This window comes from Sphingobium estronivorans (assembly GCF_008692605.1).
Classification (GTDB): Bacteria; Pseudomonadota; Alphaproteobacteria; order Sphingomonadales; family Sphingomonadaceae; genus Sphingobium; species Sphingobium estronivorans.
Map to the genome: position 1 here is coordinate 25,564 of NZ_LFCT01000022.1, position 26,162 is coordinate 51,725.

General features: G+C 60.2%; 28 protein-coding genes. 10 read left to right on the plus strand and 18 right to left on the minus strand.

The features are described 5' to 3' along the window. Window positions 1-268: 268 nt before the first annotated feature. The 5 genes from F7P65_RS15490 to F7P65_RS15505 all read right to left on the minus strand — a co-directional run bounded on the left by F7P65_RS15490 (window position 269) and on the right by F7P65_RS15505 (window position 6,581). Complete coding sequence (locus tag F7P65_RS15490; RefSeq protein ID WP_025547079.1) at window positions 269-3,535, minus strand: error-prone DNA polymerase; 3,267 nt, start codon at window positions 3,533-3,535, stop codon at window positions 269-271. Between the two features lie 257 nt (window positions 3,536-3,792). Next, window positions 3,793-4,134, minus strand: a complete 342-nt coding sequence (locus F7P65_RS15495; RefSeq protein ID WP_025547078.1) for a hypothetical protein — start codon at window positions 4,132-4,134, stop codon at window positions 3,793-3,795. 25 nt (window positions 4,135-4,159) lie between these two features. Beyond that, entirely contained in the window at window positions 4,160-4,333 is a 174-nt protein-coding gene (locus tag F7P65_RS22070; protein WP_162854652.1) for a DUF6771 family protein, read from the minus strand. Between the two features lie 51 nt (window positions 4,334-4,384). After that, window positions 4,385-5,905, minus strand: a complete 1,521-nt coding sequence (locus tag F7P65_RS15500) for a Y-family DNA polymerase (RefSeq protein WP_025547077.1) — start codon at window positions 5,903-5,905, stop codon at window positions 4,385-4,387. Further along, a complete protein-coding gene (locus F7P65_RS15505; RefSeq protein ID WP_025547075.1) occupies window positions 5,820-6,581 on the minus strand; it encodes an ImuA family protein in 762 nt (253 codons plus the stop codon). The genes F7P65_RS15500 and F7P65_RS15505 overlap by 86 nt, the downstream gene beginning before the upstream one ends. 128 nt (window positions 6,582-6,709) lie before the next feature. Here F7P65_RS15505 and F7P65_RS22075 point away from each other — a divergent pair, with 128 nt between their 5' ends. From F7P65_RS22075 to F7P65_RS15515, 4 genes are read left to right on the plus strand one after another with little or no spacing between them, the layout of a single operon-like run. Next, window positions 6,710-6,871: a hypothetical protein gene (locus F7P65_RS22075; protein ID WP_157846831.1), complete on the plus strand. Its 162-nt coding sequence runs from the start codon at window positions 6,710-6,712 to the stop codon at window positions 6,869-6,871. Next, window positions 6,865-7,056, plus strand: coding sequence for a hypothetical protein (locus F7P65_RS22080; protein WP_128830664.1), 192 nt, complete (start codon window positions 6,865-6,867; stop codon window positions 7,054-7,056). The genes F7P65_RS22075 and F7P65_RS22080 overlap by 7 nt, the downstream gene beginning before the upstream one ends. After that, on the plus strand, window positions 7,043-7,378 hold the full coding sequence (locus F7P65_RS15510; RefSeq protein ID WP_066564805.1) for a hypothetical protein: 336 nt from the start codon (window positions 7,043-7,045) through the stop codon (window positions 7,376-7,378). Before F7P65_RS22080 ends, F7P65_RS15510 begins: the two co-directional genes overlap by 14 nt. 4 nt (window positions 7,379-7,382) lie before the next feature. Continuing rightward, on the plus strand, window positions 7,383-7,745 hold the full coding sequence (locus tag F7P65_RS15515; RefSeq protein ID WP_066564803.1) for a hypothetical protein: 363 nt from the start codon (window positions 7,383-7,385) through the stop codon (window positions 7,743-7,745). Window positions 7,746-8,149: 404 nt separating this feature from the next. Here F7P65_RS15515 and F7P65_RS15520 read toward each other — a convergent pair whose 3' ends face one another. Beyond that, window positions 8,150-8,410, minus strand: a complete 261-nt coding sequence (locus tag F7P65_RS15520) for a hypothetical protein (protein WP_145907848.1) — start codon at window positions 8,408-8,410, stop codon at window positions 8,150-8,152. A 74-nt stretch (window positions 8,411-8,484) separates the two neighbouring features. On the opposite strand from F7P65_RS15520, the gene F7P65_RS22085 reads away from it, so the two are divergent. From F7P65_RS22085 to F7P65_RS15540, 5 genes are all read left to right on the plus strand, one after another. Next, window positions 8,485-8,637, plus strand: a complete 153-nt coding sequence (locus F7P65_RS22085; protein ID WP_162854653.1) for a hypothetical protein — start codon at window positions 8,485-8,487, stop codon at window positions 8,635-8,637. Between the two features lie 29 nt (window positions 8,638-8,666). Next, window positions 8,667-9,326, plus strand: coding sequence for an SOS response-associated peptidase family protein (locus tag F7P65_RS15525; protein WP_066564798.1), 660 nt, complete (start codon window positions 8,667-8,669; stop codon window positions 9,324-9,326). A 247-nt stretch (window positions 9,327-9,573) separates the two neighbouring features. Then, on the plus strand, window positions 9,574-10,224 hold the full coding sequence (locus F7P65_RS15530) for an SOS response-associated peptidase (RefSeq protein ID WP_066564796.1): 651 nt from the start codon (window positions 9,574-9,576) through the stop codon (window positions 10,222-10,224). Continuing rightward, window positions 10,176-10,415: a DUF6961 family protein gene (locus F7P65_RS15535; RefSeq protein WP_237230242.1), complete on the plus strand. Its 240-nt coding sequence runs from the start codon at window positions 10,176-10,178 to the stop codon at window positions 10,413-10,415. Before F7P65_RS15530 ends, F7P65_RS15535 begins: the two co-directional genes overlap by 49 nt. A gap of 183 nt (window positions 10,416-10,598) precedes the next feature. Then, the gene (locus tag F7P65_RS15540) at window positions 10,599-11,021 is read left to right on the plus strand and encodes an HIRAN domain-containing protein (RefSeq protein ID WP_082749261.1); all 423 of its coding nucleotides are present in this window, start codon (window positions 10,599-10,601) and stop codon (window positions 11,019-11,021) included. 23 nt (window positions 11,022-11,044) lie between these two features. Here F7P65_RS15540 and F7P65_RS15545 read toward each other — a convergent pair whose 3' ends face one another. The 9 genes from F7P65_RS15545 to F7P65_RS15585 form a co-directional block, all read right to left on the minus strand. Next, complete coding sequence (locus F7P65_RS15545) at window positions 11,045-11,287, minus strand: hypothetical protein (RefSeq protein WP_150293309.1); 243 nt, start codon at window positions 11,285-11,287, stop codon at window positions 11,045-11,047. A gap of 132 nt (window positions 11,288-11,419) precedes the next feature. Continuing rightward, the gene (locus tag F7P65_RS15550; RefSeq protein WP_150293311.1) at window positions 11,420-11,761 is read right to left on the minus strand and encodes a glycine zipper 2TM domain-containing protein; all 342 of its coding nucleotides are present in this window, start codon (window positions 11,759-11,761) and stop codon (window positions 11,420-11,422) included. A gap of 151 nt (window positions 11,762-11,912) precedes the next feature. Further along, the gene (locus F7P65_RS15555) at window positions 11,913-12,209 is read right to left on the minus strand and encodes an HU family DNA-binding protein (RefSeq protein ID WP_150293313.1); all 297 of its coding nucleotides are present in this window, start codon (window positions 12,207-12,209) and stop codon (window positions 11,913-11,915) included. Window positions 12,210-12,391: 182 nt separating this feature from the next. Then, window positions 12,392-12,823, minus strand: coding sequence for a hypothetical protein (locus tag F7P65_RS15560; RefSeq protein ID WP_150293315.1), 432 nt, complete (start codon window positions 12,821-12,823; stop codon window positions 12,392-12,394). 225 nt (window positions 12,824-13,048) lie between these two features. Further along, window positions 13,049-13,288: a hypothetical protein gene (locus tag F7P65_RS15565; protein WP_240334326.1), complete on the minus strand. Its 240-nt coding sequence runs from the start codon at window positions 13,286-13,288 to the stop codon at window positions 13,049-13,051. Window positions 13,289-13,385: 97 nt separating this feature from the next. Next, window positions 13,386-14,438 carry a transporter gene (locus F7P65_RS15570; RefSeq protein ID WP_162854654.1) on the minus strand — a complete coding sequence of 351 codons (1,053 nt, stop codon included), beginning with the start codon at window positions 14,436-14,438 and terminating at the stop codon, window positions 13,386-13,388. 430 nt (window positions 14,439-14,868) lie between these two features. Then, window positions 14,869-15,465, minus strand: a complete 597-nt coding sequence (locus F7P65_RS15575) for a VapC50 family PIN domain-containing toxin (protein ID WP_150293319.1) — start codon at window positions 15,463-15,465, stop codon at window positions 14,869-14,871. A gap of 3 nt (window positions 15,466-15,468) precedes the next feature. Further along, complete coding sequence (locus F7P65_RS15580; protein ID WP_150293321.1) at window positions 15,469-15,927, minus strand: helix-turn-helix domain-containing protein; 459 nt, start codon at window positions 15,925-15,927, stop codon at window positions 15,469-15,471. Between the two features lie 77 nt (window positions 15,928-16,004). After that, a complete protein-coding gene (locus F7P65_RS15585) occupies window positions 16,005-17,546 on the minus strand; it encodes a tyrosine-type recombinase/integrase (RefSeq protein ID WP_150293323.1) in 1,542 nt (513 codons plus the stop codon). A gap of 230 nt (window positions 17,547-17,776) precedes the next feature. Here F7P65_RS15585 and F7P65_RS15590 point away from each other — a divergent pair, with 230 nt between their 5' ends. Beyond that, the gene (locus F7P65_RS15590; protein WP_162854655.1) at window positions 17,777-18,817 is read left to right on the plus strand and encodes a hypothetical protein; all 1,041 of its coding nucleotides are present in this window, start codon (window positions 17,777-17,779) and stop codon (window positions 18,815-18,817) included. A 2,694-nt stretch (window positions 18,818-21,511) separates the two neighbouring features. On the opposite strand, the gene F7P65_RS15595 is transcribed toward F7P65_RS15590, so the two are convergent. The 3 genes from F7P65_RS15595 to F7P65_RS15605 form a co-directional block, all read right to left on the minus strand. Further along, window positions 21,512-22,837, minus strand: coding sequence for a replication initiator protein A (locus tag F7P65_RS15595; RefSeq protein ID WP_275897562.1), 1,326 nt, complete (start codon window positions 22,835-22,837; stop codon window positions 21,512-21,514). 125 nt (window positions 22,838-22,962) lie between these two features. Then, window positions 22,963-23,997, minus strand: coding sequence for a ParB/RepB/Spo0J family partition protein (locus tag F7P65_RS15600; RefSeq protein ID WP_025551018.1), 1,035 nt, complete (start codon window positions 23,995-23,997; stop codon window positions 22,963-22,965). Then, entirely contained in the window at window positions 23,994-25,196 is a 1,203-nt protein-coding gene (locus F7P65_RS15605; protein WP_025551020.1) for an AAA family ATPase, read from the minus strand. The genes F7P65_RS15600 and F7P65_RS15605 overlap by 4 nt, the downstream gene beginning before the upstream one ends. Window positions 25,197-26,162 lie beyond the last annotated feature (966 nt).

The following is a 26,162-nucleotide window of genomic DNA, read 5'->3' on the forward strand; positions in this document are numbered from 1 at the left end:
GTTACACGGCTGTCACTCTCCACACATCCATCCTCACTCCGACGAACACGGCGACCGCCAGCGATCAACCTTTCTACCATTGCTTCGCAGGAAGCCCTTTATACGGCCATCCGAAAGCTCAGGCGACTTGAATGAGCACGTTCGGGCTCTCAACTTTCTATGAGCTGTGAACGGCAGCTTTCTTGATTTGGTGTTTCCTAAGCCGACATTCGGGTACGTCCCCGAGTTTCCAAAAATCTGCTGTGCCTGAAGCCTTTCCGCGATAGCTTCAATGGAAATTTCTGCTCTTTATCAATGGCCGGTCGCGGACCTGATCGATGTGCAGATCTCTCACGAGGATGTCCCGTGGGTTGGGCGGACCAGCCAAAACCGCCCCAGTGTCAGGACCGACGTGGCTGAGCGCTCTGTCGTCTGGACCGAGTGAGGAAGGGCCAGCTTCCCATCTCTGACCCAGCGAACCCAGCAACGGCGACAAGTCGATGAGCTTCTTCGCGATCACATGGACAACCTCGCCCTCACGTTGCACCTGCCCATAGAGTCCCATCATCCGCGCCCCCATGACGATCCGCCGGTTCTGCTCGAACATGCGCGGCCAGATGATGAGATTGGCGATCCCGCTCTCATCCTCGATGGTGATGAACATGACGCCCTTGGCCGATCCCGGCCGCTGCCGGACCAGCACCAGTCCGGCCAGCCAGATATAGCGCCCGTCTTTGGTGCGATCGAGCGCACTGCAAGGCACCATCTTCTGCCGCAGCAATTCCTCGCGCAGGAACGACACCGGATGCTGCCGGAGGGTGAGGCCGACATGGCCATAATCCTCGACCACCTCCCTCCCCTCGCTCATCGGCCGCAGCGCGACGGGCTGCTCGACAATTTCCTGGACGAGCCCGTTCTCCCGCGCGTCAGCGGCAGCAAACAGTGGCAATTGCTCGTCGCGCAGCGCCTTGATCGCCCAAAGCGCCTCCCGCCGCGCCAGGCGCATCGACCCGCGAAACGCATCGGCTTCCGCCAGCCGGTTCAGCGAGCCTATCCCTACCCCGACCCGACGCCATAGCTCCTCTACGCTGACAAACGGTTCATCCGCCCGCGCCACGATGATCCGAGCGGCGTCAGCCTCTTTCAGCCCCGTGACCATCCGCATGCCGAGCCGCACCGCGAACCGATCCCCATCCGCCGGCTCCAGCGTACAATCCCAGCGGGAAGCATTGATGCAGACCGGCCGCACTTCCACCCGGTGCGCGCGGGCATCGGCCACGATCTGTGCCGGTGCATAAAAGCCCATGGGTTGGGCATTCAGCAGGCTCGCACAGAAAATCTCAGGATGCCAGCATTTGAGCCAGCAGGACGCATAGGCGATCAGCGCGAACGACGCCGCATGGCTTTCCGGGAACCCATAACTGCCAAAGCCCTCGAGCTGCCCGAAGGTCTTCTCGGCAAACTCCGCCGTGTAACCGCGCTCGACCATGCCGCTCACCAGCTTTTCCTTGAATTTCGAGACGCCGCCGGTGAACTTGAACGTCGCCATGGCGCGCCGCAGCTGGTCGGCCTCGGATGCGGTGAACCCTGCGCATTCGATCGCGACCCGCATCGCCTGTTCCTGGAACAGCGGCACGCCCAGCGTCTTGCCCAGCACCTTTTCCAGTTCGGGCTTGGGGTATTCGACCTTCTCCTTGCCCGCCCGGCGGCGCAGATAGGGATGGACCATATCCCCCTGGATGGGGCCGGGCCTTACGATCGCCACCTCGATCACCAGATCATAGAAAGTGCGCGGCTTGATATGCGGGAGCATCGCCATCTGCGCCCGGCTCTCGATCTGGAAGGCGCCCAGCGTGTCGGCGGCGCGGATCATCGCATAGGTGCGCGGATCCTCGGGCGGGATCGAAGCCAGGTCCATGCGGATTCCCTTATGTTGTTCCAGAAAATCAAACCCGCGCTTCATCGCCGTCAGCATGCCCAGCGCCAGGCAATCGACCTTCATAAATTTGAGCGCATCGATATCATCCTTGTCCCATTCGATCACCTGCCGGTCCGCCATGGCCGCTGGTTCGATCGGCACCAGCTCATCAAGCCGGTCATGGGTCAGGACAAAGCCGCCGGGATGCTGCGACAAATGCCGCGGCGTGCCGATCAGTTCGCGCGCAAGATCGAGCGCCAGACGCAACCGCCGGTCGGAGAGATTGAGATTGAGCTCCTCGGCATGGCGCTCCTGCACGCCCTCCTCGCTCCACCCCCAGACCTGCCCGGAAAGCGCCTTGATCAGATCTTCCGACAGGCCCAGCGCCTTGCCGACATCCTTGATCGCGCCCTTGGCGCGGTAGCGGATGACGGTCGAACAAAGCGCGCTATGGTCGCGGCCATAGGTGTCGAACACCCATTGCATGACGATCTCGCGCCGCTCATGCTCGAAGTCGACGTCGATATCGGGCGGCTCCTTCCGCTCCTGGCTGATGAACCGCTCGAACAGCAGGTCGGAACGTTCGGGGTCGATCGAGGTGATGCCCAGGACATAGCAGACCGCACTGTTGGCGGCCGATCCCCGCCCCTGGCAGAGAATGTCCCGGCTGCGTGCGAAGCGGACGATGGAGTTCACCGTCAGAAAATAGGGCGCATAGCCAAGCTCTGCGATCAGCCCCAGTTCGTGGCGCAGCAGGCGCGCGACCTTGTCAGGCACGCCCTCGGGATAGCGGACCTTGGCCGCCTCCCAGCTCATCTGCTCCAGCGCCGCCTGCGGCGTCAGGCCCGTTATGCTGGCTTCTTCCGGATATTGATATTTGAGCTCGTCGAGCGAGAAGCGGCAGCGGTCGGCAATTTCGAGCGTCCGCGCCAGCGCCTGGGGATAGCGACCGTAGAGACGGTGCATTTCCGCAGCCGGCATCAAATAGCGGTCGGCATACAGTTCGCGGCGGGCGCCGAGTTCATCGATCGTGCAGCGATGACGGGTGCAGGTCATCACCTCCTGGAGCACCCGGCGGTGCGGATGATGATAGAGAACATCGCCGGTGATCACCGTCGGCACCGCATGCCGTGCGGCCAGGTTGGAGAGATTGTGCAGCCGCAGTTGATCGCCCGGCCGCCGGCGCAGCGTCAGCGCCAGATAGCCTCGTCCGGCAAAGATCCTGGCGAAGCGCGAAATCACGGCTTGCGCCTCCTCCACCTCGCCGGGCAGCAATATGGCGAGCAGCCCTTCGGCAAAATCCGCGACATCGTCCCAGCCGATGATGCACTTGCCCTTCCCGCCCCGCTTTTTGCCGCGGCTGAGCAACCGGCAGAGATGGGCATAGCCGGATCGGTCGATGGGATAGACCAGCAGCGACTGACCTTCGGCAAGATCGAGCCGGCAACCGACGATCAACCGGACGCCGGTGACCTTTGCTGCCTCATGAGCGCGCACGATTCCGGCCAGGCTGTTACGATCGGTAATGGCGAGGGCGTCGAGGCCACAGGCTTCCGCCTGGGTGAACAGCTCCTCGCAGCTCGATGCCCCGCGCAGGAAGGAGAAATGCGAGGCGCATTGGAGTTCAGCATATCGCATGGCGGCACCTGCCGATTCTCACATCATAGCGCATATGTTCGCTATTTGTTCCAATGGGCAGAGAGTCAACGGGCACGGCGGTCACTCCGCCAATTTGAGCGCGATGCTGCCGCTGTCGGCACCATCGGTCCAGGATAAAAGGATCCCCGCCGGAGCCTAACTCAACGGCGGGGCCGAGGTTGAGGGGAGATGTCGCTCCAAGAGTGGGGCGACAAGCTGAAGCTATGCCTTTTCCGTAGCAATTCAAGATGGATTCGTCACCGATCTGAACCGGAAGGCTGGTCGATATGGCAATCCTGCCAGCCCCAGTCACCGCGCTGGACAAAGGCGACATAGTCATCGTCGAGGATCAGCGTCGCGTCCCCGTTGCGAAAATGCTGACCCAGCGACGAAGGCTTGCGGACGAGCACCAGCTCGCTGTCGGCCAGTTGCACATGCGCCTGCCGACCTTCGATCCTAAGCCCAAAGCTGCGGCCCTGCGCGCACACGACACGTAGAGCTTTGTGATGATCGACAGCTTGAGCCGCCGAAGATCCCATCAGCATAAGGATAGCGAGGAGAGGAAGCGCAGGCACGGCAATCTCCACGGCACGCATCATCCCAGGCTCCAACGAATCTGCGCCCCTAATCCTCCGCGGGCGCGCCGGTTCCATTGGCCAGCGCGTTAGCGATCGTCGTCGCAAGGATCTCCTCCGCTTGCGCGCGCACGCCCGCATCCTTGGAGGCAAGGTCATTGCGCAACCATTGCGGCGCGCGCTCCGTGGCGCGCAGAATCTGGTCCTTCACTTTTTCGTCCATTTCAAAGGCCTATGATCAACCCACATTGGCAGGGCAACAGGGCATTGGTGTTCAGCCAAAAAGCCCATGCAGGAACCAGCCCTGTCCGCCGGTCGCGCTGTCCATGCCGTCACCCTGTCGGAACACCCAGTAGCGCGCGCCTGTTTCATCCTCGAGAAGGAAATAATCCCGGACGCTGAGCCACTCCGCTTCGCTCATATGCCATTCGCCATAGATGCGTTCCGGGCCATCGGCCCGCTTCACCCGCCGCCGGATGCCGCGCCAGATAAAATGGACCGGAGGATGATCGGGAAGCAGCGCCATGGTGTCGATCGGTTCAGGCCGCGCGAACAGCCGCGCCGGGCGCGGCCAGCGCTCGGGCCAGCGGAGCAGCGTCGGATCGGCCATGGGCGCGATCCTGGTCACCGACCGTTCGGGGATATCGCTCTCCCGCGCGGCATAGCGATAGAGCCGCTCCTCCCCTACCCTGTTGCCCAATATGTCGACCAGCGCGGCCACATCGGGCACCGGCACATCGCCAAGGTTGGAGATGGTGCGGAAACGCAAAGGCTCGACCGCCGGCGCCGCCAGCAACATGCGCTCCACCCCGAACCCCGGATCGACCGTCTCGATCCGGTCGCAGAGCAGTCGCCCCATCTGCTTGCGGTCCCGGCTGGGCCTTGCAAGCCCGGCACGGATCGCCTCGATCCCATTGTCGACGCGATGGAAACGCAGGTCGAGTCGGCGGGCGCCCACCCCCGCCTCCTCCAACTGCTGGCAGAGCTGGTCCACCAGCTTGTGCGTGTAGCGCGCCAGCGTCTCGGGCGCGCCGATCGGTTCGGCAAAACGCCGCTCGACCTCGATGCGCTCGGGCGCGGCAATGGGCTCGAAGGGTTCCGATGCCCGACCATAGGCCTGGTCGAGCCGTTGGCCCGGCTTGGACCCGAACCGCAGCGCGAGCGAGGCGCGCGGCATGGCCTCCAGATCGGCAATGGTTTCGAGGCCGAGCTTGCTGAGCGACATTATCGTGGCACGGTCGAGGCGTAGCGCGGCAAGCGGAAGATCGCCAATGGCATCGGCCAGTTCCAGCGGGTCGACCACACGAAAGGGGTCAGCGCCATAACGCGCCAATGCATGGGCAGCGCCATAGGCCGGCGCGCAGACGGCGCGTCCCGCCGTTTCCACTTCGGCCAGGCGCTTCAATATGTCGCGCAACACTCCCATAGCTCCCCCATGAGCATGGTCCGCGCCGGTGATGTCGAGCATCAGCCCATCGGGCGGATCGAGCGCGATGATCGGGGCGTAGCGGCGGAGCGACCAGATGGCGAGTCGCTCCAGCGCCTGCCTATCCGCCTCCAGGTCTGCGTCCATGATGAGCAGATCGGGCACCAGCGCCTGCGCCTGGGTCGCGGCCATGCCCGCATGGAGCCCGATCGCGCGCGCGGCCGCATTCGCCGCGGTGAGCACGCGGCGATTACCCTCCATGCCGACCAGGACGAGCGCCGCGTCAGGAGGCGGCGCGTTCCGCCCAAGCCTGCGACGCAGCCGATCGGTCGGCCAGGTCGGCAGGAAGAGCGAGACAACCTGTCGCATCACATGCTTCCACCAGAAAATCAGCGCTCTCGCCCGCGCGGCAGCGGATGAGTTCGACGAACCAGCGATGCCGCCCGACACCCGGCACCGGCAGCAACTCAGAGGGAACCGCCGTCACCCGCCAGCGCGTCGCCGCAGCCGTCGGCTGCCCAAGGTCCGAGGCTTCGGCCGATCGCCGCCAGCGGCGCACCGCGATACCGATCGTGCCGGTGCTTTCCGCCGCCAGTTGCAATCGCCGCGAGGCGGTCATCGACAGCCGCGCGACCTCGGCCACCACGCCACCCAGACCACCATGGCGCAGCCCCTCCTCGAAACAGGAAAGCAGCGCGGTCTCGTCGCGGGCTTCCACATAGATGACCCGGTCGGGATCGAGCCCGGCTTGGGCGATGGCCGGGGCGAACAGATCGGCCTGGGTCATGCACCAGAGGATGCTGCCGCTGATCCGCCCGACAATGCCGGCTGCGAACAAGGCGGCCGCAGCGCCATCGGTCGCTCCCTGCGCGCCGCCCGCCACTTCGTGCAGCGCGCCCAGCGCCAGGCCGCCGCCCGGCAGCTTCGAATCGATCACCTCGATCCCGAACGGCAACACCGACCGCGCCCGGCGATCACCACCCTCGATCTCGGCGATTTTTGCGCGCAGCGCAGCGACATGGGGACGTGCCCCTCTTTCCGTCATGAAGGGCCTCCTATGACTCGGCGGTTGTTTGTTCCTTTTTTGTTCCAAAGGCGCTAAGAGTCAATGGGCCGGAGTCGCACCCCATCGAGGCAGTCGAGACTGGCCTGAAATCATCGAGGAGAATCGCGATGCAGCAACGTCGAAAGCTCAGTCTACGGCTTGGCGCCAAGTCGGCTGAGGCGCCAGAACAAGCGGACTTGTTTGAGACCCCCGGCACCGAATCGACGACACCGCCCGTCGATCCCCGCAAGGATCCGGCGCTCGTCGACGATGATGAGATTCCGTGGTGAAGCCAGAGGACCGGACCATGGACCATATCGATCATATCCGCGAGGCGGTGGCGCAAGCGCTGGAGAAGCGCGGCTTCGACAATCGCGCTTTCCTGCGCGAGATCCGCGAAGGCCGGCGCGATGATGGCCCCTATATGCTGGGCGCTTTAGCCTGGGACGAGCGCGTGAGACATGCAAACCCGTGATGGCATCACCCACGATCATGATCGGCAGACGACCTCCATCTTCGAGGCCGCCCATTGGGGCTATACGGTCAAGGTCGAATGCCGCTGCCGGCGGGTGGGCCTGTTCGAACCCCATGGCCTGTGGTGGAAATTCCACCGCAAAGGTTGGACCGATGATTTTCGCGACGCAGTCCGATGCTTCTACTGCACCAGCTGTTCGAAACGCTATGGTCGCAAGGTCCGCCCAGTCTCGATCGAAACCACCCGGCAACCGCTGCGGATCAAATTTCCCCCTCCCGATGAACGGGAATGGAAAAAGGCCGTGAGCCGACACAGAGGATGAAGCCATGAGCATCAAGGCCGTACCGGAAGAACTGTTCGATATTCCCGATAATCTCTCACCGGGCGAATATCGCCATGTTTGCGCCCAGATCGCGATCCAGGCGGTAACCCATGCCATGGGATCGCGCGAGGTGCAGGAAGGCCATGCCAGTATCGCCATGCCCATGCTGACCGAAGCCCTCGCCATGGGAATCGCGATGCTGATCACCGCGGACGACGATCAGCAAACCCCGCGCGACATGCGGCTATCGGGCGAGCATTTCGGCAAGATGATCGGCGGCTTTGCCGCGATCCTCAAAAATGGCGACGACACGACCGGGACCCAGCTCATGGCGATGCTCGGCGTCACCAAGACAAAACTCAATTGAATGATCGCGCTAACAATCGTTCCCTTTTTCAGTTGAACAATATGATCAATGAAATGGAACGCAGGGCAATAAATTTCGAGAATGAGCCGAATAGCTTTTGAAATGCTGTGTCATTCCGATATAACGGGCGCGTCCTTTATTGCCCGACAGCAAGACGGACGCGCCCTGCACCTATCCCTTGCGTGCAGGGCGCTTTCTATGCGGCAACGCTCACGCAAGCTTCCTGCGACTCCCTTGGTGCCCGGGAGATACAGCTATAATAATCATCGAAGTGAAACGATCCCTGAACGAGCACGAATAGCTGCCAACTCATGCTGGAGAATCGACGAACATCGTCGCACGCAGATCGATGGCTTCTCACCTTTCTGCTATGAATCCGTGACTTATCGCCTTCTTGATTTCGATCAGCACGATTTTGCCGGAACGGCATCACTTGCCGCCGGTTCTTCCCTCGTGTCGCTTCGGCACGCGAGAGGATGCAGATCATGGCAGACCAGAATAGAGACAATCAGATGGGCGGCGGCCAACAGGGCGGACAGCCCGGCCAGAAGCCCGACCAGCAGAATCAGCAGGACGAGCAGCGCCGCCAGCAGGGTGGCGGACAGCAGGAACGTCGCGACGACCAGGATCGCGGCTCTCAGCAGCGCTAACTGCACCCTCGTCACGAAGGAGGGCCGTCATTTTCATGGCGGCCCTTTTTCATGCTATATTTTCTGCCGACATGGCATGGAGGCAGACCATGGAGGATGCTCACAGGGCAGCGGCGCAGGTTGCCGCGCTGACCGACGCGCAGTTGATCGCCATTTGGGCCGGCATTCTCGACCCCGAGGAAATAACCGAGGAGCAGCAGGCCGTCATCGACGAGATGGAACGGCGAAACCTCGATTTCTGATAACAGCATGCAGAATCACAGGATAAGGCGTGTCGAGGCTTCACACCATCACCGTGGGCGCGGCGGAAGTCGCCAAATATTTTGGCGCCGACATGCCCGCACCCATCCCACCGGCCAAGGACATCACCGAGGGCGCGGAGGGGATGGTGGTGTTCGAGAATAAGGGGCGCCGCATTCTTCGTGCCGCGACCTGGGGTTTCCCGCGCCTCACCCGCGAAATGCGCGAACGGGGCGAAGAGCCAGGCCGCATCGGCCTTGTCGCCGATCTCACCAATCCGATGTGGGAGCAGATGGCGGTGGACACCCGCTATCGGTGCCTGATCGTGCTCACCCATTTCTCCAATCCCTCCGGCACGCCCGGTGCCATGACCCGCACTTGGTTTTCCGTGAAGGGGCAGCCGATCATGGCCTGGGCAGGCTTCTGCCGGAACCTGCCGGACCAGGGTCCGGTCTACGCCGGCATGACCATGACGGCCAATGCCGCCATTCCCCCGACCAACGACCGTATGCCGGTCCTCCTCGATCCAACCGACTATCAGCGCTGGCTCTATGGGTCGATCGAGGACGTGATCGCCTTTCAGTTCAGAGCGCCGTTCGCCGCCGAACGCATGATCGTCGAGCCGACCGAGGATTTGTGGCGCAGCGGCAAGGCGCCACCCAGCGGAGGCGCGCAACTAGCGCTGCTTTGAAGGGCCGATTGCGTTTGACGCAATCGCAAGCGGGCGCTTCGCATTTGCGGGTCGCGCCACCCGGTGCCACATGCGCCCTGCCTTTCAGGCATCCTCTCCTAAAACTCAGAAGGCCGGTCTTTGGATCGGCCATTTTTTTGGCTCTCCGCTGCTGATCCCTCCGGTCGACAGATGCCCCCTGCATTGCGCAAACGCGTGCGTGTGATCGGCAGTTTTCTTGAGGTGTCGCCGGTGTTAGCTTGCGGCCATGTGCAATCTTTTCACGGTCCGCAAATCAGCCGCCGAAGTCGCCGCACATTTCGGCGTGCCCCTGCCGGTCACCCAGTTCAACGCGCCCGAAGAGGTCTATCCCGGATATCCCGGCATGGTCGTCCGCGAGCAGGATGGCGCTCGCGTCCTGCAGAGCATGACATGGGGCTGGCCAGTGCGCCTCAAGGGTATGAAGCCTGAATCCAAGCCCAAACCCGTCAACAATATCGCGGATCTGCGCAAATCCTTCTGGAGCGGCGCTGCACGCAAGCCAGAGTCTCGGTGCTTGATCCCGGTCACCCATTTCGCGGAAGCCGAAGGGTCGAAAGGCGCCAAGACCCGAACCTGGTTCTCGCTGCACGACCGGCCCATCTTTGCCTGGGCGGGCCTTTGGCGTGACAGCGCCGAGTGGGGACCGGTGTTCTCGGGAGCAATGACCGACTGCAATGAGGCGATCCGCCCGATCCACGATCGAATGCCGGTCCTGCTTCATGAGGCTGAATATGACCAGTGGCTCCACGGCAGCTTCGATGACATCTGCGCTTTTCAGGAGCGCTGCTTCCCTGACGAACTGATCGCCATGGAGCGGACGAGCGAGCCATGGAACAAGCCGCGCGCCTCGGCATCCACTGCCGCGACGTTGCTGTGACGGCGGAGCTGGAACGCTGGGCCGAAGCCCTCGCCATCGAGCGTCGCTTTGGCGAACAGGCGACCCAGCATATTGCCGAACGCATCACCGCGCTCGCGGTAGCAGGCGACGATGCGGGAGTGGCCCGCTGGATCGCGATCGCCGACCGCTTCGATCAGCTTCGGGATCGTCCAGATGGGCTCCTCCAATAATATGTGACAGTCCGATTGGAACGGGTTGAGGAATGGCAAGCTCGCAATCTGTCGGCAACCATCCGGTGCAGGCGCTCGAAGGCCTTCCACGAAGCTGCGGCCGGAATGGCGCTAATCCGGCGATCGCCCTGCCCAATGCGTGGCCGCTGGACAGAATCAGCCGGCGGCACATAGACGATCGACATGCCCCAGGAACTCAGCCTCGTCGTCGTTGGCGCGTTGCACCCCAATGCCGATGGATCGAACCGGCTCTTTGAAATACGGATGCTCAATCCTGGTGATGCCATTCGACTGGAACTCGATCCCACAAACAAGGCCGATCCCAGCGCTGTATCGGTGCATTCGGCTCGCGGGTATCAGATCGGCTATCTAAGTGCGGATCGCTGTGGATGGGTCGGAGGCAAAATCCGACAGGGCCAGGATATACGCGCGATCTTCCAGCAGGCGACCAGGGATGGCGCGGTGATCCGCGTCCATCTCGATGGGCAGGAGCCCACTCTGCCTCCGCCGCCAATTGAGCCGGTGGCGCCGAAACTCGGCGCACCGATCTACGAGGGTGATCCAGATTCCGGATTTTGGCCCGATTATATCCCGCCCGACGAATAATCACGCCTCGCGAAATCAGCTTGTCAAACGCCAGTCTGCCGGCGGGTGGCCCAGAAAACCGGCACCATGCTCGCCTTGCCCCGTTCGCCGCAACGCTTGCACCGGAGACGATCAGCGGCCTCGTCCGTAAGGCCATCGAATCCAAAGCGAGCCAGTATCTGGTTGGACGGGACATTGACGGTCCGGCCGCATGCGCATTCGATGCGCATATCGATCCGCGCGTCAGCCCATTTCTGGAGGGTCGCAAAGGACTGAGTTTCGCTCATAGCGCCGTCATACACTGACTGGATGCCGACAAGAAACGCAGCGCTGCCGCCAGACGGATTCAGTGTGACGACTGCGTCGTCCGGTGACGCAGCAAGAGGCGGCCCCTTGGGAGCCGCCTCCTCCACACCACCTCAGCAGCTCGAATTGCGATCGATGGCACGGCCCGCCAGCGCACCGGCCCCGGCGCCGATCACAGTGCCGGTGGTACGATCGCCCCGCGTATCGACAGCACGGCCGAGCAGCGCGCCTGCAACGCCGCCGAGCAAGAGCCCGGTCGTTCCCCCGGACTTGCGGCAGCGATAGCCGCGATCATCCCGATACGCCCGGCGATCATAATAACGGTCCCGTCCATATTCGCGATCATGGCGATGCCAACCCTGTCCGCCGTCATGCGCGAAGGATGTGGCGGGGACGGCTGCCGTCATCGTAGCGACCGCAAGAGCAACGGCGAGAATGGATTTACGAATGAACATTGGTGACCTCCTCAACCTGTTCGTGTTGAGGGCCTTATTCCACGACGGTCGTGGCATGAGTCTGAACCGCCCTGTTATCGATCGTTCAGAAATTATGCTTTCTCACCCGTACCTTAGTCCCGCGCAGCGGCGGATATGCCAATGTCCACGCTCAACCAGCGGCGCCGACTGCGGCGTTGAGCCGTGCCAATATCGGCTTGCCCGGCTTGAAGAAGGGCCTGCTTGATGCCGAAACATCCACCGTCTCGCCGCTTTTCGGATTGCGGCCAGTCCGCGGCTCATAGGTTCGCAATGTAAATGATCCAAAGCCGCGCAATTCGACCCGGCCGCCTTTCGAAAGTCGGGCAACGATCTCCTCGAAGAACAGGCTGACGATCTTTTCGACTACCTGCCGATCAAGATCGGGAAACTCAACCGCCAGCGCCTCGACCAATTCCGAACGTACCATTTTTCCTCCAAGGACCGACCCAGAGATCATCCGACAAATGGCAGAAAATCCATAAGATTCAAACAGTTTACAGGCTGGCAATTGTGCCAGGAAACGACGCTCTCAACCCGATACGCTGGGCTTCCTTTCACACGGTGCCGGATCGGACTTAAAGACCTCATGCTTTAAGCAGGGTAGACGGGCTAGCGGGCCTCCAGCGCGCGATGCGCCCGAGCCATGAATGACGTCACCTCATCTTTGCTGAGGACATGCATGGGTTCGTAGGATAACCCCCGACGACGCGCCAGCCGCCAATCATCAACATACAGCGCCTTGTCCGGCCCGAACTGTTGATGGACGAAATGGGCGACCGCTCTCGGACCATCGGCGCCATAGGCCTCGCGGAACAGCGCGATATCGACGATCTGCGATCCCATCATGATCCAGAGATGATTGACGCCAGACGCCAGCTTCTCTGCATTCCCCGGTGCATCACCCAATGGCCGATCCTCGAACGCATCGCCGCCCTCAACGCTAAGTCGGCCGGCCACCACCTGAACGGGCGCTTCCCAATCACCGAGCAGATGGACCGCATAGGCACAGGTCAAAGCGGCTCGATCCACGGCCTTGGGCATGACGCGGAGAAGTTCCAGGGCCTTGCGCGTCAGGATTGCGCCGGCCGCCTCATCAGGCGTCCAGGCTTTGAACGCCTTTGCCGCGGGCCAGCCATGTTGCGCCGCGACCCATTTGCCCAGTTCGGTCAGATCCTTCGCTATGATGTGGCGCGCCTAGCCGATCGAACCGGTTGATGCCAGCCCAGGACCAAGAGCGAGATCGGCCTTGGGACCAGCCACCTAATCCTACTCGCTGAGAATGGCGTCGATCATGGCACGCCAGGCATCGGCCGCGCTGTTGTAACAAACAAGCTCATTATATCCCGCGTTCACCACCGTTTCCGTCGGTTCCCTGATCGCCCGGATCGCTGCGCGCGCATTGTCCCTGTACATGCGGCGCAGAAGCTCGGCATCAGGGTCATCCCAATCCCATTCCGACTGAACGGTTTCATACATGGCGCGCGCCGCGCGTTCGAGGGTGCTCAAGCTGTATTCTCCTGAAGTCCGCCTGGCATTAGACGGCACGGCAGCGGCCCGCGCAACGGGCAGCCGCGCCAGAGCATGTTCGAGAAGCAGATGCTTTTTAGAACAGCCTCACGCCCAGTTGGAGGCCCGCGCCCAGATCCGGTGCGACCTGCGACAGCCCGGCGCTGCCGTACAACCCCAGCGATAGCCGGTTCGTGAGACCCGCATCGATCCCGGTCGAGATTTGCTCCTGGTCAGGCGCGAGGCGGCTGAGGCTCTGGGCATAATCGTATGAAATATGTCCCCGCAAACCAGCCGCAATCTGCCCGGCAACACCGGCCCGAACCGAGATGGCATTACGCAGGTCAAAACCCTGGGGGTCACCGGCAATGGTATAGGAGAGATCGGCAAAGGGGGTGAAACGGCCGAAGCTTTTCGCCAGCTCGGCTCCCATCATATAATCTGGCTTGCCGGTCCCCAATTTCTTGCGCTGCGACGCCGTCGGCAATTTCACCTGCCCCATCAGGGTAAGCCCGACGCCTGAAAGGGGCACGAGATAGGACGCGCCCAGTCGCAGATCCCCCAGCCCTTCGCGACGCACGCGGGTCGCCGGTTGGCTTGGATCAACAATGATAGGAAGGCCAAACAGCCCACCACCGCCGCCCACGACATTGGCAGGAGCATCAATTCGCAGATAGGGCAGCGTCGCGGTGAATTGGAAGCGGCCTGTCGCGACGCGCAAATTCGTCGGAATAGATGTGGTTTCGACCTTTTGCGCTGTGCCAAAGGTCCCGTCCTGATATTCAATCCCCGTCGAAAGCTCGGCGCCCGTGCCCATCGGCGTCCGCCGGGTCACGGTGGATTGGTCCCCTATTTGGTCCGCCGCCCCTGCGGGTGAGGCGATCGCCAGAGTGGCTATTGCGGCCGATATGAAATGACGCACGAATTGCTCCCACGCTTGATGCTTCGGGTGGGAAACGGTCGGTGTGGGCACTTTAATCCATGCCGCATCGTCGCCGAGGGCTTCACTCGCCTGTCGGTCCCTCATCCGAAAGAGATTTCGGAGCTGCGCGGCATGGCAGCAGGCCACAGAAGCAGCATGTTCACGCCAAGACAGGCTCCTGCCAGTTCGCGCCAAGCGAGAAGCCAACAAGCTATTTGCTGTTAACAAAATGCTGTTTCATGATCATCAACGCGGGTAGTGTGGAGCAGACGATCGTCAACGCCGATCCGCGGACAGCGTCACAGGCTCAGCCGGACGGGCGCCAGCCACCTTCATTTTTCCTGAACTGCTTAATATCACCGTAGGTGGGCAAGCCTTGTGATCGGAACGTCAGTGATTGTAGCTGGGTCGCCTTCCGCGATCACATCGCGTTTCGCAGAGCTTCAACCGCTACAACCGGTCAATCAGCTTTGCTTTGTGCAAGGCGTCCGTCGGAACCCCATGTGACGAAACCTCTGAGTCATCTCCGCTCTGTCAGAGGTTTCGTCACATGCCATCCTGCCTTTCGGAACACCAAGCGGACACAGCGTGACCATGATCCTAGGGCCATTGTGCAAAACGGTTAGGTCGTCGTTCCGTCAGCAGCCATTTAAAAATTTCAAAGTGACCCCACATGCGGCCGGAGAGCATCGACGGTGGCCACCAATCCAGCTGCCTCCATGTCCAGCAAAAGGTCATGGGCCGATTTTTCGGGCCTGCGGAAGCGCTCACGCATTCGGCGAATAGCCGCGACGGCGCGGCCGGTATCGAGCGCGATGGTATCGGCGATAAAGTCGTCCGACGACCGGGCTTCCAGGTTCAGGCTAGCCAGCAGGGCGTCAGGAAAGTCCTTGAGATTCTCCGTCACGATCGCGGCGGCCTGGGTCTTTACAGCTGCGGCGAGCACATGCGCATCGTCTGGATCCGGCAGTGCCGCCGCCAGTGGAGTGAGATGCGCGAAATCAATAACCTCCGCCTCCCCAAATGCCTGACGCATTCGAGAAATCTGGGCAGCTGCCATTTCCTCTGCCTCAGCCTGAAACCGACCCTTGCTGACGAGTATCTTCGCGATGGCTCGGCCCGTTTCCTCAAGAACCGGCGCAGACCACCGAATTCGGAAGAAGTCCGCTTCCGCCAATGTCAGCAACAGGTTTCGGCGCAGCACGCTGGCGAGCGTGCAGGCATCGACGAAGGCTGTGTAGCGATTGGCGAACAAGGGTCAGAACAATTCGGCGTCGGTCGCCGCCAGATCGTCTAGCGCCTTGGACCGCAACCCGTCCCGCTCCCGCTTATAAGCGAACAGATCCTCAGCGCGCACGCGGCGGTGGCGCCCGACCAATGTGTGGGCGATCTCCTTTCTATCCAGAAGGGAGATGAGATAGGGCCGCGATACGTTGAGCACGTCAGCCGCCTGCTGGGTCGTGAGCATCTGGCTGATTGGCACGAGGGTGACGGCGTCCCCTTTGCCGATGTGCCGGAGCAGCTCCATCAGCAGCTGAGACATGGCGGGCGTCAGCGTGATCTCGGTAGGGGTCTTGTCCCCCTCTTCCAGGAGACGCAGTTTCGCATCGCCGGCGGCATGCGCGGCGATGATTTTCCGAAGCTGATTGGCGGCATCCTTCTCACCCGCCGAGGGCAGGCGGCTTCCGATTTCTTCCGCAAAGGCGGGCATGGTCATGGCGCGTCTCCTCGCGCGCTATATAGTCAGTAATCGCAGAAAACGCAACCATCGAAGCAAACGAAGCGGGAACAGCACTAGCGGAGCTTGGAAAGCAGACGGCCAGCCGCACCATGCTCGGCAGCCAGATTGCGATTATAGCTGAGCGGCATTTTCGGCGATTTCCAACGCAGCGCGTCCATGATCCCGGCGATATCCTCACCGGCCGCGAACAGGTCATTCGTGATGCCGATACGCGTCGAGTGGGCACTGATCCCCTTGACCCACTGCGCCAGTTCTTCCTTGCTCAGATCCGGCAACAGCCCTGCGTCCCAGGCACTCTGGACGCGCGCCTTGAAAATATGGGTGACCGCCTGGGGCCGCAGCGCGGCGCTGCCCAGGGTTACGGCCGTCAACGGATCGATGCCCATGCGGTGCGAGGCCCTGGCCTCCGGCATCAAACGGGGCAGGCCCCATTGCGAAGCGGCTGCCTGCCGACGCGCCGCGGCCCGCGCCACCGCCGCGTCCTCCGGTTTCAACGGCTTGATGAACAGCCGCCGAAAGAGCGGCCCCTCCGTGATGTCCGAAACGTCCTGGAGGTCGGCCATCACCCTGATCCAGGCCTTCAACGCCAGAACGCTCCGCATCGAGAGGAACGCGGTGGCGCCCTCTCCCTGCTGATCCCCTTTGTGACGCGGAATGTGAAGCAACCGGGTGTCGGGATCGCTGGACGGTCGGATATGGGCGATGTCAATCGCGACCAGTTCGGAGGCGCGCAGGCCCGTATCGTACGCAACCGACAGCAACGCCCGGTCCCTCAGCCCCTTTTCGTCGCTGGCGCACCCGTCGAGCAGCGCTTTCAGGCTCATCCCTCGCGCGTCGCCGTCAAAAACGTCGCTGACCGACCCCTTGTAGCGCAACGGTCGCGCCTGCCGCTGGGCGGTACCCAGTTCGCGGCGCAAGGCCTTGAGTGTCAGCGCGACCAGCTTGTCCTTGGTCGGGTCGGGCAGATCGAACAGCCGGTGGAAGGTCGCGATCGCCCAGAAGATGCGCGAGAGCGTTGCGGGTTTCGCTTTGGCTGCGCCGCCCTCCCCCGCCGCCCGAGCTTTGAGAAACGCGATCACCGAGGTGGGCTGCGCCGGCAGCGCGCTGACCCCTAACCCGCGGCATGCCTTGCCAAAGCCCGCCATGTCTGCGAGCAAAGCGCGGACGGTGTTGGTCGCCATGGCGGCCAGCGTCGCTTCGACCAGATCGAGATTGACGATGGGCCGGCCCGTGGTCGGGAGCATCGCCAGAGCGGCCTCGAACCGCTGGAGCGGGGTGCGTGCCTGCTCCGCCGCGCGCTCCGCCCTGCGCTGCGCGACATAGTGCTGGCGCGCGCCATAGGCCCAACGCTGGCCCGGCGCCGGCAGCACCACGCTGGTCAGCCGAGGGCCCGGGGCGATCGCCAGCGGCGCGACCGGGCCAATCCCCGCAGTTGTGTCAGCTTCTTCGATGGCCAAGGTCGTACCATCCGGCTCCGACGCACTGGCAGCGCGGGTCGTGTGCTCCACCGATGGAACAGGCGTATGATCCGACTCGAAGGACGGATCGAGAAAGGCGCGCAGCCCGCGCAACGGTCGTTTGCCTTCGCCTGTCATCCAGTCCGCTCATATTGGTACAAATCGAAGGCAAAATCATAAACCAGACAGCATTTTGGATCAATGATAACTGCCCTTATCACGGGTCCAATGTTTCAGATGCCACAGCAGGCTTTCTAAAAGCATCTTTCAGTTTAATTCTTGATGCGCTAGCCTAGAGAAACCGGCTATTTTTCTAATCCGACCGGATGGGATAAATCACGCAGATTTTGGGGATATTTCGGCGCAGAATGACAGCTACAACCCCTCGCCTTCTCGACCCAGCCTTGCTCCTTGCCTATGCCGACGCGCAAACCGCGCTCGCACGGGTGGAAGAACGCCTCCGGCTCAGTCCCGTCCGCCTGCCCTGGAAGGCGCGCATGGCTCTGGCCGAGCGCCAAGCCCTTGCCGGGATCGACGCATATGAACTCCCCGAGGACGCGGTCACGATCGACGGCCGAGGACGAGCCATCACCAGTGCATATGACTTGACCCATTGGAAGCACGCCATCGGCATGCCGATCACCCTGGATGCACTCATGACCGATCCCTCCGCCCTGCTGGCGTGGCTTGGAGCCGAAACCGGTCTTTCTGACCAGCCTGCCCCAGGCCGCCGCGAGCCGTGGGAAATGCACCCGGCGATCGAGGCCTGGAGCAAGGCCTGCCAAGCCCTCCCCCCCTCCCCTCCCCTGCTCCATGCCGGCCGGATCGCCGGGCTCTGGCGGCAGCTTGCGCCCCTTGCCCGCGGTGACCTTGTGGCCAGCTTGCTCATCGGCGACCGTTGGGGTCCGGGGCGCTGGAACGGATCGCAAGGTGGGCTGACAGCCCTCGGCCTCCAACGCGCTGGTGGTCCCTGGAAGATCGCTTCGGGCCTCGACCTCGACCACCTCTGGCTCGGAGCCATCGTCGCCGGGGCAAACGCCCATCTCGACCTGGAGGTGCAACTGCGGAGCTATGCGCAGCGGGCCGCTCTCCATCTTGCTGACCGCCGACGGCTCGGACGACTCAAGGACGTGATCCAGTTCGCGATGGCCCGTCCCTCCATCACTAGCAGCCAGGTCGCCAAGCGGTTTGGGCTGACTTCCGCCGGGGCGATCAAGCTGCTGGCAACCGCCGAGGCCGGGGGTCTACTTCTCGAGCGGACCGGTCAGGCGAGCTTTCGCAGCTACACGATTCCGGTCAGCGGGGTAGCCCCCTCCCCCGCCCGATCTCGGCCGCCGGTCATCGAGCTCTTTGAGCCCACAATTTGGGATGGAGAGGGTGAAAATCACGTCCACTCAGAGCCTCTGTGAGAGCCAAAACGAGAGCGCCCTTTACCATTTGACCTGAACGATTTCGATGCGCCCTACGACCCTCTGAGGGCATTTTAGGGATATTTCATGTTTTGTTCGCATTTCGCGCGTCTGAATTGCATGAAACTGGGCAGGGATGAGTGCTTGGCAGCCCGGTTCAACTGCGGTTTCGAGAACTTGGGATGATATTCGAGCATTGCATCGTGAGCAGCTTTGAAGAGGCCGTCAAATTGATGATGTCTCTCGACGAACCTGTTGGGACTGGTGCAGCTTCATAGGTGTGTCCCACCTAGTTTCGGCTAGACCGACTAGCATCGCATAGGAATGAATTTCGTCCCCCTCCCCACTTAGCGGGAATGTTCAGCATGCTGTTGCACATCCTCCGACCGCCGATGCTGACTTGCTTCACGCGGTCAGCCCCTGCAGCACGGAGCGGCGCGTTGATCAACTCAGCAGTGATAACCTGCTTGGCAAATGCAAAGACGTCATGCAGGGGCGGTATATTGCAATCGTCCAAATCGACTACGCGGTTCCCCAGGCGCGTTCATTGCGTACGCTTTTGGACCACTGATCGGGCCAAATGGGTAACATCCCTGCCGAGCCTCAACCATCGAGAGCGGCGATGTGAGGGGAAGCGCGAGAGGCTTGATGAAAGTAATCTCTACAAAAAACTCAAACTCAGATCTCAGCGCCGCAGGCGCCACGGTTATGAGATTATGTAGAAGTTAGAGAGTTAAGAGATGACAGACCTGATGCGAATCGTGCTGACTCCACGATTCGCAGAATTTTGGGTCGGCGCGATGGCACGATAGATCATCTGTGATGGCACGTCCTAAGCGGCGCGATAGCACGATTGGGATTCCATGATAGCACGATTGCCCTAACTCGGAGCCCCGGCACCCTGGCTTTGATAGCACGATGAAGTCCACCCGTATTCCGGCCGCTATCGTGTCTAAACGCTGACTTTGAATCCATTTTTTCGTGGTTTCGGCAGTTCCCACCATTGCTAAATGTGGGTCGGGAACGACTCTGACGTGCTATCGGGCACAAATTATTCGCCGATCCAAAAATGGTTTGTCCCCGCTCATCGTGCTATCAGGCACCCCTTCCGTTTTACTCGTCAACATCATTTCTTGCGCGTGCTGCTCCCTTTGTCCGGTACGGACAGATCGCATCCGGAGGGTTCCTTCGGCGCCGGTATCGCGAGACGGATACAGCCTCTCCTCTCCGGCTGTCGGATCGCGGGTCTCTGCGATTACTGGTTGGGTTCTGAATGAGGGCATCAGTCTAATGAGAAACATTCGGTCCGTGAGGTGAATGTGCTGGAGGCTTACGGAGCATCGATTACCATCAATGGCAGTGTATTCGATGGGCGGCGCAGTGACGCTCGCATTCAGACGCTGTCATACCTGGGCATGTGCCAGCGCACGTGATGAAGCGAAAGATATGCGTAATGGCCTACTCGTAGGTCTGCCCTCCCCGAGCGCGCATCCATCAGGTTCATTTTTGAGACAAATATGCATAGTTGGTGATTGAGCGGCCACTCGCTCTACCGGTTTCAAAATGGTCGATCTCACCGAGAGTTCTGTGCTTTAGGGCAGGGCGCTCTCAAGTCAGGATGCGGGGGCACTGATTATGCAGCATCGTTCTGTTGGAGCCCCCTGCCCTTTCCGAGAAACTTCGGCAAGAATAACGATCGAGGAGAGAGGCGCTGTCCACAGTCGACGTGGAACCCACAGCGCCCAGTGAAATCCTCGCGACTAGTTGAGCGCACTCGCCTTGAGGCGGGGATCATCCAGTGCGGTCTTGCCGGCATGTGTGCAGAAGTTCATTGGGCTACCGCTACCAGCACGAGGGAGAGGCTCGCCAGCTTAGTGCGCAGGCTGGCGTGAAGAGCATCGCACCGCGTCACAAGAGAACGGATGCGCTTAGCTGACTTGCTGGTTCAAGTCTTCGCGAGCTCCTGTGCATGAAATGGCCCAGCATCAAACCCTCAAATTTCGAATGAGCGATTTTGGAGAGAAGCATTCTGTATGGGGGCAACAGCCCATATCAATTAACGCAAACCTTGAAGCGGATCATCCACTGGGCGGCATAGATGGCTTTTGGAGGATCGTGTTGCCGAAGGCAACATTTCAGATAATTTATTGATAAAAAACGATAATATTGAATTTTGCGCTTTATCGTTCGATTGGGTCATAAATTTGTCAGCTGAGGTGGCAGATCCTCGGGTATCCGCGATACGCGACTGGACAGAAGTCACTATTTATCTGGCATATCCACGGATATTGCGCACCGATTTCCAAATGGCCTTTCTCGGAAGCGTCATTGAAACCTCGTTCGTTATTCAAAGCCAGTAAGGGGCAATAACCGAGGGAGGGGAGGGGCATTCAGATTATTCTCTCCGTCGAACTGACTTCGTCCAAATCTCCAATGGAATCGCACACTCCCCCTCGTGCTATCAGGCACCGCCTTGAGAGCGGGGTAAGGGGTACTTTCTCAGAGGACATTGCCGACAGTTGGGCGTGGAGCGCTAGGGTAAAGTTGGGGTAATGGCGCTATCCGCGATAGCACGATAAACCTTGAGCCGAGATCTAACCACGGTTGCCGACAGGCGTCTTTAAACGGAGAGGGGGAGGGACAATGTCGGTCCGACAGACCGTACCTCTGTCACCTGCTAGCCTTCTAAGTCGGTTAGCTACCGGGCAAGGTGTGCTTGTTCCGCTGGTGATGGCTTTTCATAAAAAAGTAGAAGCGCTTGGAATAATTCGCCGGAATTTCGGTAAGGTTGTTTGCAATATAATTGTCAAACCTTGCCATCAGGACGTCGAGGTCCCAGCCTGGGAAATCCCGGCGAATTGCGCTGTAGGTTTCCTGATCGATTACATCTTGTGCTCGGGTTCCGCGGCGCCGGGTCGCCGGTTTCTCAGATGAACGAGGGGTAGGGGAGGGCGAAAGAGTTTTTGCCCCTTGTGAAGACACGCGAAAGCCATTTGCCGTACTGGCAACCAAGGCTGCCATGTCGGCGGGGGAAACGAGATCCTCGGGATCCATCACCGTTTCTGCAAGGCGTTTACCGGAGCTGCGCAGTTGTGTGGCCGGCACAACCTCTCGTTTTAGTTCAGCCGAGGAAGGGGCTGGCAGAACTTGCTGAGGCTTTGCGCTCCCCTGCCAGTCTTTGCGCATCACCATCCAAAGCTTTGGATTGGCCGACTTCTCCTCCAGCACTTCGATATGCAGTTCGGGCAGGGCATCTGCACGCGCAATGGCCAGCAGCGACGCCTTGAACTTGGCTGACGTTTGTTCGCTACCACTCTTCTGAAGAAGTGTGTCGAAACCGATAGTAAAGCCTTCCGAACCATTACCCCCGGCATGCTTGCGCGCAGCTCGATACAGCCAGCGCTCGATCCCGCCCTTGAGATCGAAATAAGCCGGATCAACCGACAAGACCGATTTTTGGTCAAGGACGCCGTCGAAGAACCATTTTGCAAGTGTTACTTCGATGCATAGGACTTTATTGCGTCGCTCGTCGATCAGCTGGGTCCAACTATCGATCCACGAGAAGGTCACTTCCCTGGATTTGCCCTTCGCGCAAATGTTCGTCTTGATTGTCGTGGCCTGCAGCCGATCGAGCGCGTCGCGCAACCGCTCATAGGCTCTCCCGGATGTATCACGGCGGATCAGCTTCATGATATCCGCAGGATGGACGCGGATCGTGGGAGACAAGTGGTTCGAGCGCTGTCGCTGCTCGTTCAGATAGGATGCGAAGAAGATCATGATGTCCGCGTCCCATATAGTCGCCATCCCGTAGTGCGGGTTGGCGGAAACATGGACGCTCACCTGGCCATTAGGACTCAGATATTGGATCGGCTTCACGCGCTTCTTCGCTAGCGAGAAGAACGGGCGTTGCATAGTCTCCTGATAGTCGCGCAAAGACATGTCCCCGAAGTCCGGCAAGGGCGTGAACATCTCAAAACTGAGCTGTACCTGCCGGCCAAGACTAGGGGGGGATTCCACCATTTCCTAAATCGCTCGAACGCTAAAAGCCGCAGGATGTTGCTGACGGCAACATCCGTGCGAACATAATGATTTTAAACGGCAAATTGGCCATTTTGAGCTTTTGATAATTTGGCGCTGAGCTTGCCTCACGCCTTACCCTTTACCCAAATTCTGGAGCGCTCAATGGCAGCCCTTAAACTCTCCATGAGCTCGTCGATCGAACTCTCCGAAGGAACAATCTTTATCATCAACTCGCTGGCGCGATCGCGTTCAACCACTCCGAATTCACGGCCTGATTGCGTAAGCAGGCTCTGCTTTTGCCTCCGTGCCCGGGCCTGCTTATTGTTAGCCGCAGATAGCAACCGCGTTACCACTTCATTGGCCGGAATAATGGGTTCGTCGAAACTCTGCTTGAGGCTCTGGTCTTCTGCGATCGAGCGGGCAGCATCTTCCATCCGCTGACGCTTTTCATGGTCATCAATCAAGGGCAGGAGTGGCTTGGCGAAATGGAGAGTCAGATCGCGTGGTGAGCCAAAGGCCGAGACAATCGTCTGCGGCATTTCGGCAAGAGCTATATAACGTGAAAGCGTACCGGGACTCAGCTTCAGTCGCTCGGCCATGCGACGCTGCACCCCTTCATAATGGGATTTAAGGGCTTCGCGATAATTTGTCGCCCGTTCGTAGTCGGAGATATCTTCCCGTTCCCGGTTTTCGATATCCGCGACGCGAAACGCGGCCTCGTCGGTGAGGTCTTCAATCGAGGCGTATAGGCTGATCTCGGGATGGTTATTGGCATTGAGCCAAGCTACCGCCCAATGCCGCCGCGTCCCGGTGATTAGTTCATAGCGCTTTTCGCCGTTCGGCGTCGGACGGACGATGACCGGAATGCGGTTCCCATTTTCAGCGACGAGCGAGTCAATCAACGTACGTACTCGATCTTCGCTCAGGGCTGAATAGTCCCGTGCGTTGCCCGGCCAGATAGACACTTCATCAGGCTTAAGCGAAATCGCTGGCTTTTTGAGCATCTTGGCGGCTTCTTCGAAGTTATCGAGCCGCCGCGTCGCGAAATTCATTGATTTGCGGGCGCGGGACGGGGCTGGCCCTTCAGCAGTGGACGTGCTCTCGCCTTGCTCCGCAGCAGCATTGGCAATGACTTCGTCGAATAACGCGCGCTTGCTCATGCGGCCTCACCATCCAGCATATTTTGATCGCCAAAACCCGTCAGACTCGTGGAGGGCCATTGTTGCCGGATCACATGAAGGATCTCCGAAAAAACCAGATCGAGGTTGTCTCGGCAACGGGTAAAGGTTTTGTGCGAGGAAATCGGCTTGTCGGACTCATAGACCGACCGGAACTCCTGTACCGAATTCTTGATTTCTTCAGACGCGAGAATGGGATTGGTCAGCATGTTCGTGCCGCACATCTGCTGCAAAATACGTAGCATACCGGCCTCCCCTTCGGCGGATCGCGAGTAATTAGAGGCAACAACTCGGATAAAGTCGTAATTCACTCCCATGTTATATTCATTCAGAGCTTCCAGCGTGTCGGCAATGTTGGTCATGAAGTGAATTGTCGATAGAAAATCGAGCTGCCGGGCCGGAACCGGGACAACGAGACCGCTCGCAGCGGCCATAACGTTCATCCCGAGAAATCCCATTGCTGGAGGTGGATCGAGTAGGATCACATCAAATTCGCGGCGAACTTGGCTGATACCGGCCCTGAGCAAACCGAACCGGCGCATGATCTCTTCGCGCCCTTCCGCGCCTGCGACCATGTGCCACTCGATTTCTCCTAGGCCTAGGCTCGATGGAACGATCTTGGTCGTTGGCCAAGCCGTATCGCGGATGGTACGGCGAAATTCGCTGAGTGGCGCGGAAGGAGCCAGGAAATGCGCAAGCGTCTCGTCGCTGTCCCAGAGTTCTTCCTGATCCACGTCGAACAAGGAACTAGTCGAGGCTTGAGGATCGCAATCTACGACGAGTACCCTTAGCCCCTGAAGCGCAAGATAATCGGCCAGATGCTTGGTGATCGTGCTTTTCCCGACGCCACCCTTGAAGTTCTGAACGGCAAGTACGACCGCAGGCTCTTGTGCCTGCTTTCCCGGAATGATCCCGAGAGCCTGACGGATGAGCGTGAGATCCTCTAGCGTGTAATAGCGCCGACCGTTGGCGCCAATCTTGGGGGCAGGCAGGCGACCCTTCGCCTCTGCCTTAGCCAACGCCTCGGGAGTGCGACCGATTAAATCCGCTGCGCGTCCTGGACCAAAGGTCAATTCGAGATTTTTCCGGGCCCGCGGTCGAAAAGCGACCTTCTTCAACTGGGCACTAAGGGCCTCACCGTTTTCGACCATGGCTTTCAGGTTGGAAACGGTATCAATCATAAAAGAGCCCCAGCCGAATCATTCGCGAAGTACGGTTGCCAATAAAATATGAAGCAGCGCTATGGTTGTCAATAAATTGCCGGTTCAGCAAATTTTTTCCGAACTAGGTTGCGACAGCAGCTTCGAAAATGCTCCTTTGCCACGAACCACCCGGATCTGCAGCCACCTCTTCCTCGTACCAAGAACGTGTGAAAGGCAATGAACTGGACTGAGTTCCCGCCTCAATGTGCACACGGCGCGAAAGGACGGGGACAAATCCCCGCATACTCGTCCCTTGGTCCGCTACAATGCCAAGGTGAGGATGCTTTGCGCGAGTTTGGACCAAGCAACACAGCAGCCCTGTCACGCAGCGATACGCTGCGGCTCACTTTCGCGAAGAATCCAATTCGCATCTGAAAATCGTTTGACCGATGGCACTTTTCTCCGACCTGATTTCACATCTCCGGCTCCGCGCCGAATGGTCGATTGGTTATGCGCAGCGCCTCAAGCGCCAGGAATACCCGGTCGCGGCGGTAGCCCATCCGCGCCCCGAGGATATCGGTGTCGAGCAACCGTTCGATCGCCGCGTTCGCCGACGGAAAATAAACGCCAAGTAGCTCATATGTAGGCTTATCGCAGAAAGCATTAATAAGGAGCTCGCAGCGCGCTCTTATTAAGGGTTGTTGGTCATTAGCATCGGACCCAGGCACGCGCGAATGGGAGCTGCCACGGTCGCAGCGAGGCCGGACGAGAGAAGAGGGGGAGGGGCATGGGCAGGAGAAATGCTTATGTCCCTCATTGCGCACAAACCGTCCCAGGAACTCGTCGATCTTGTCCAGGCCCTTGGAGGCAAGTGGCACGGTCCTGTTGCCATGTGCCGCTGCCCGGCCCATGCTGACAATGATCCGAGCCTATCCCTTCGCCAGGGCGATCGAGGCATATTGGTCACCTGCTTCGCCGGCTGCACCCGTGAGGACGTCCTTCGAG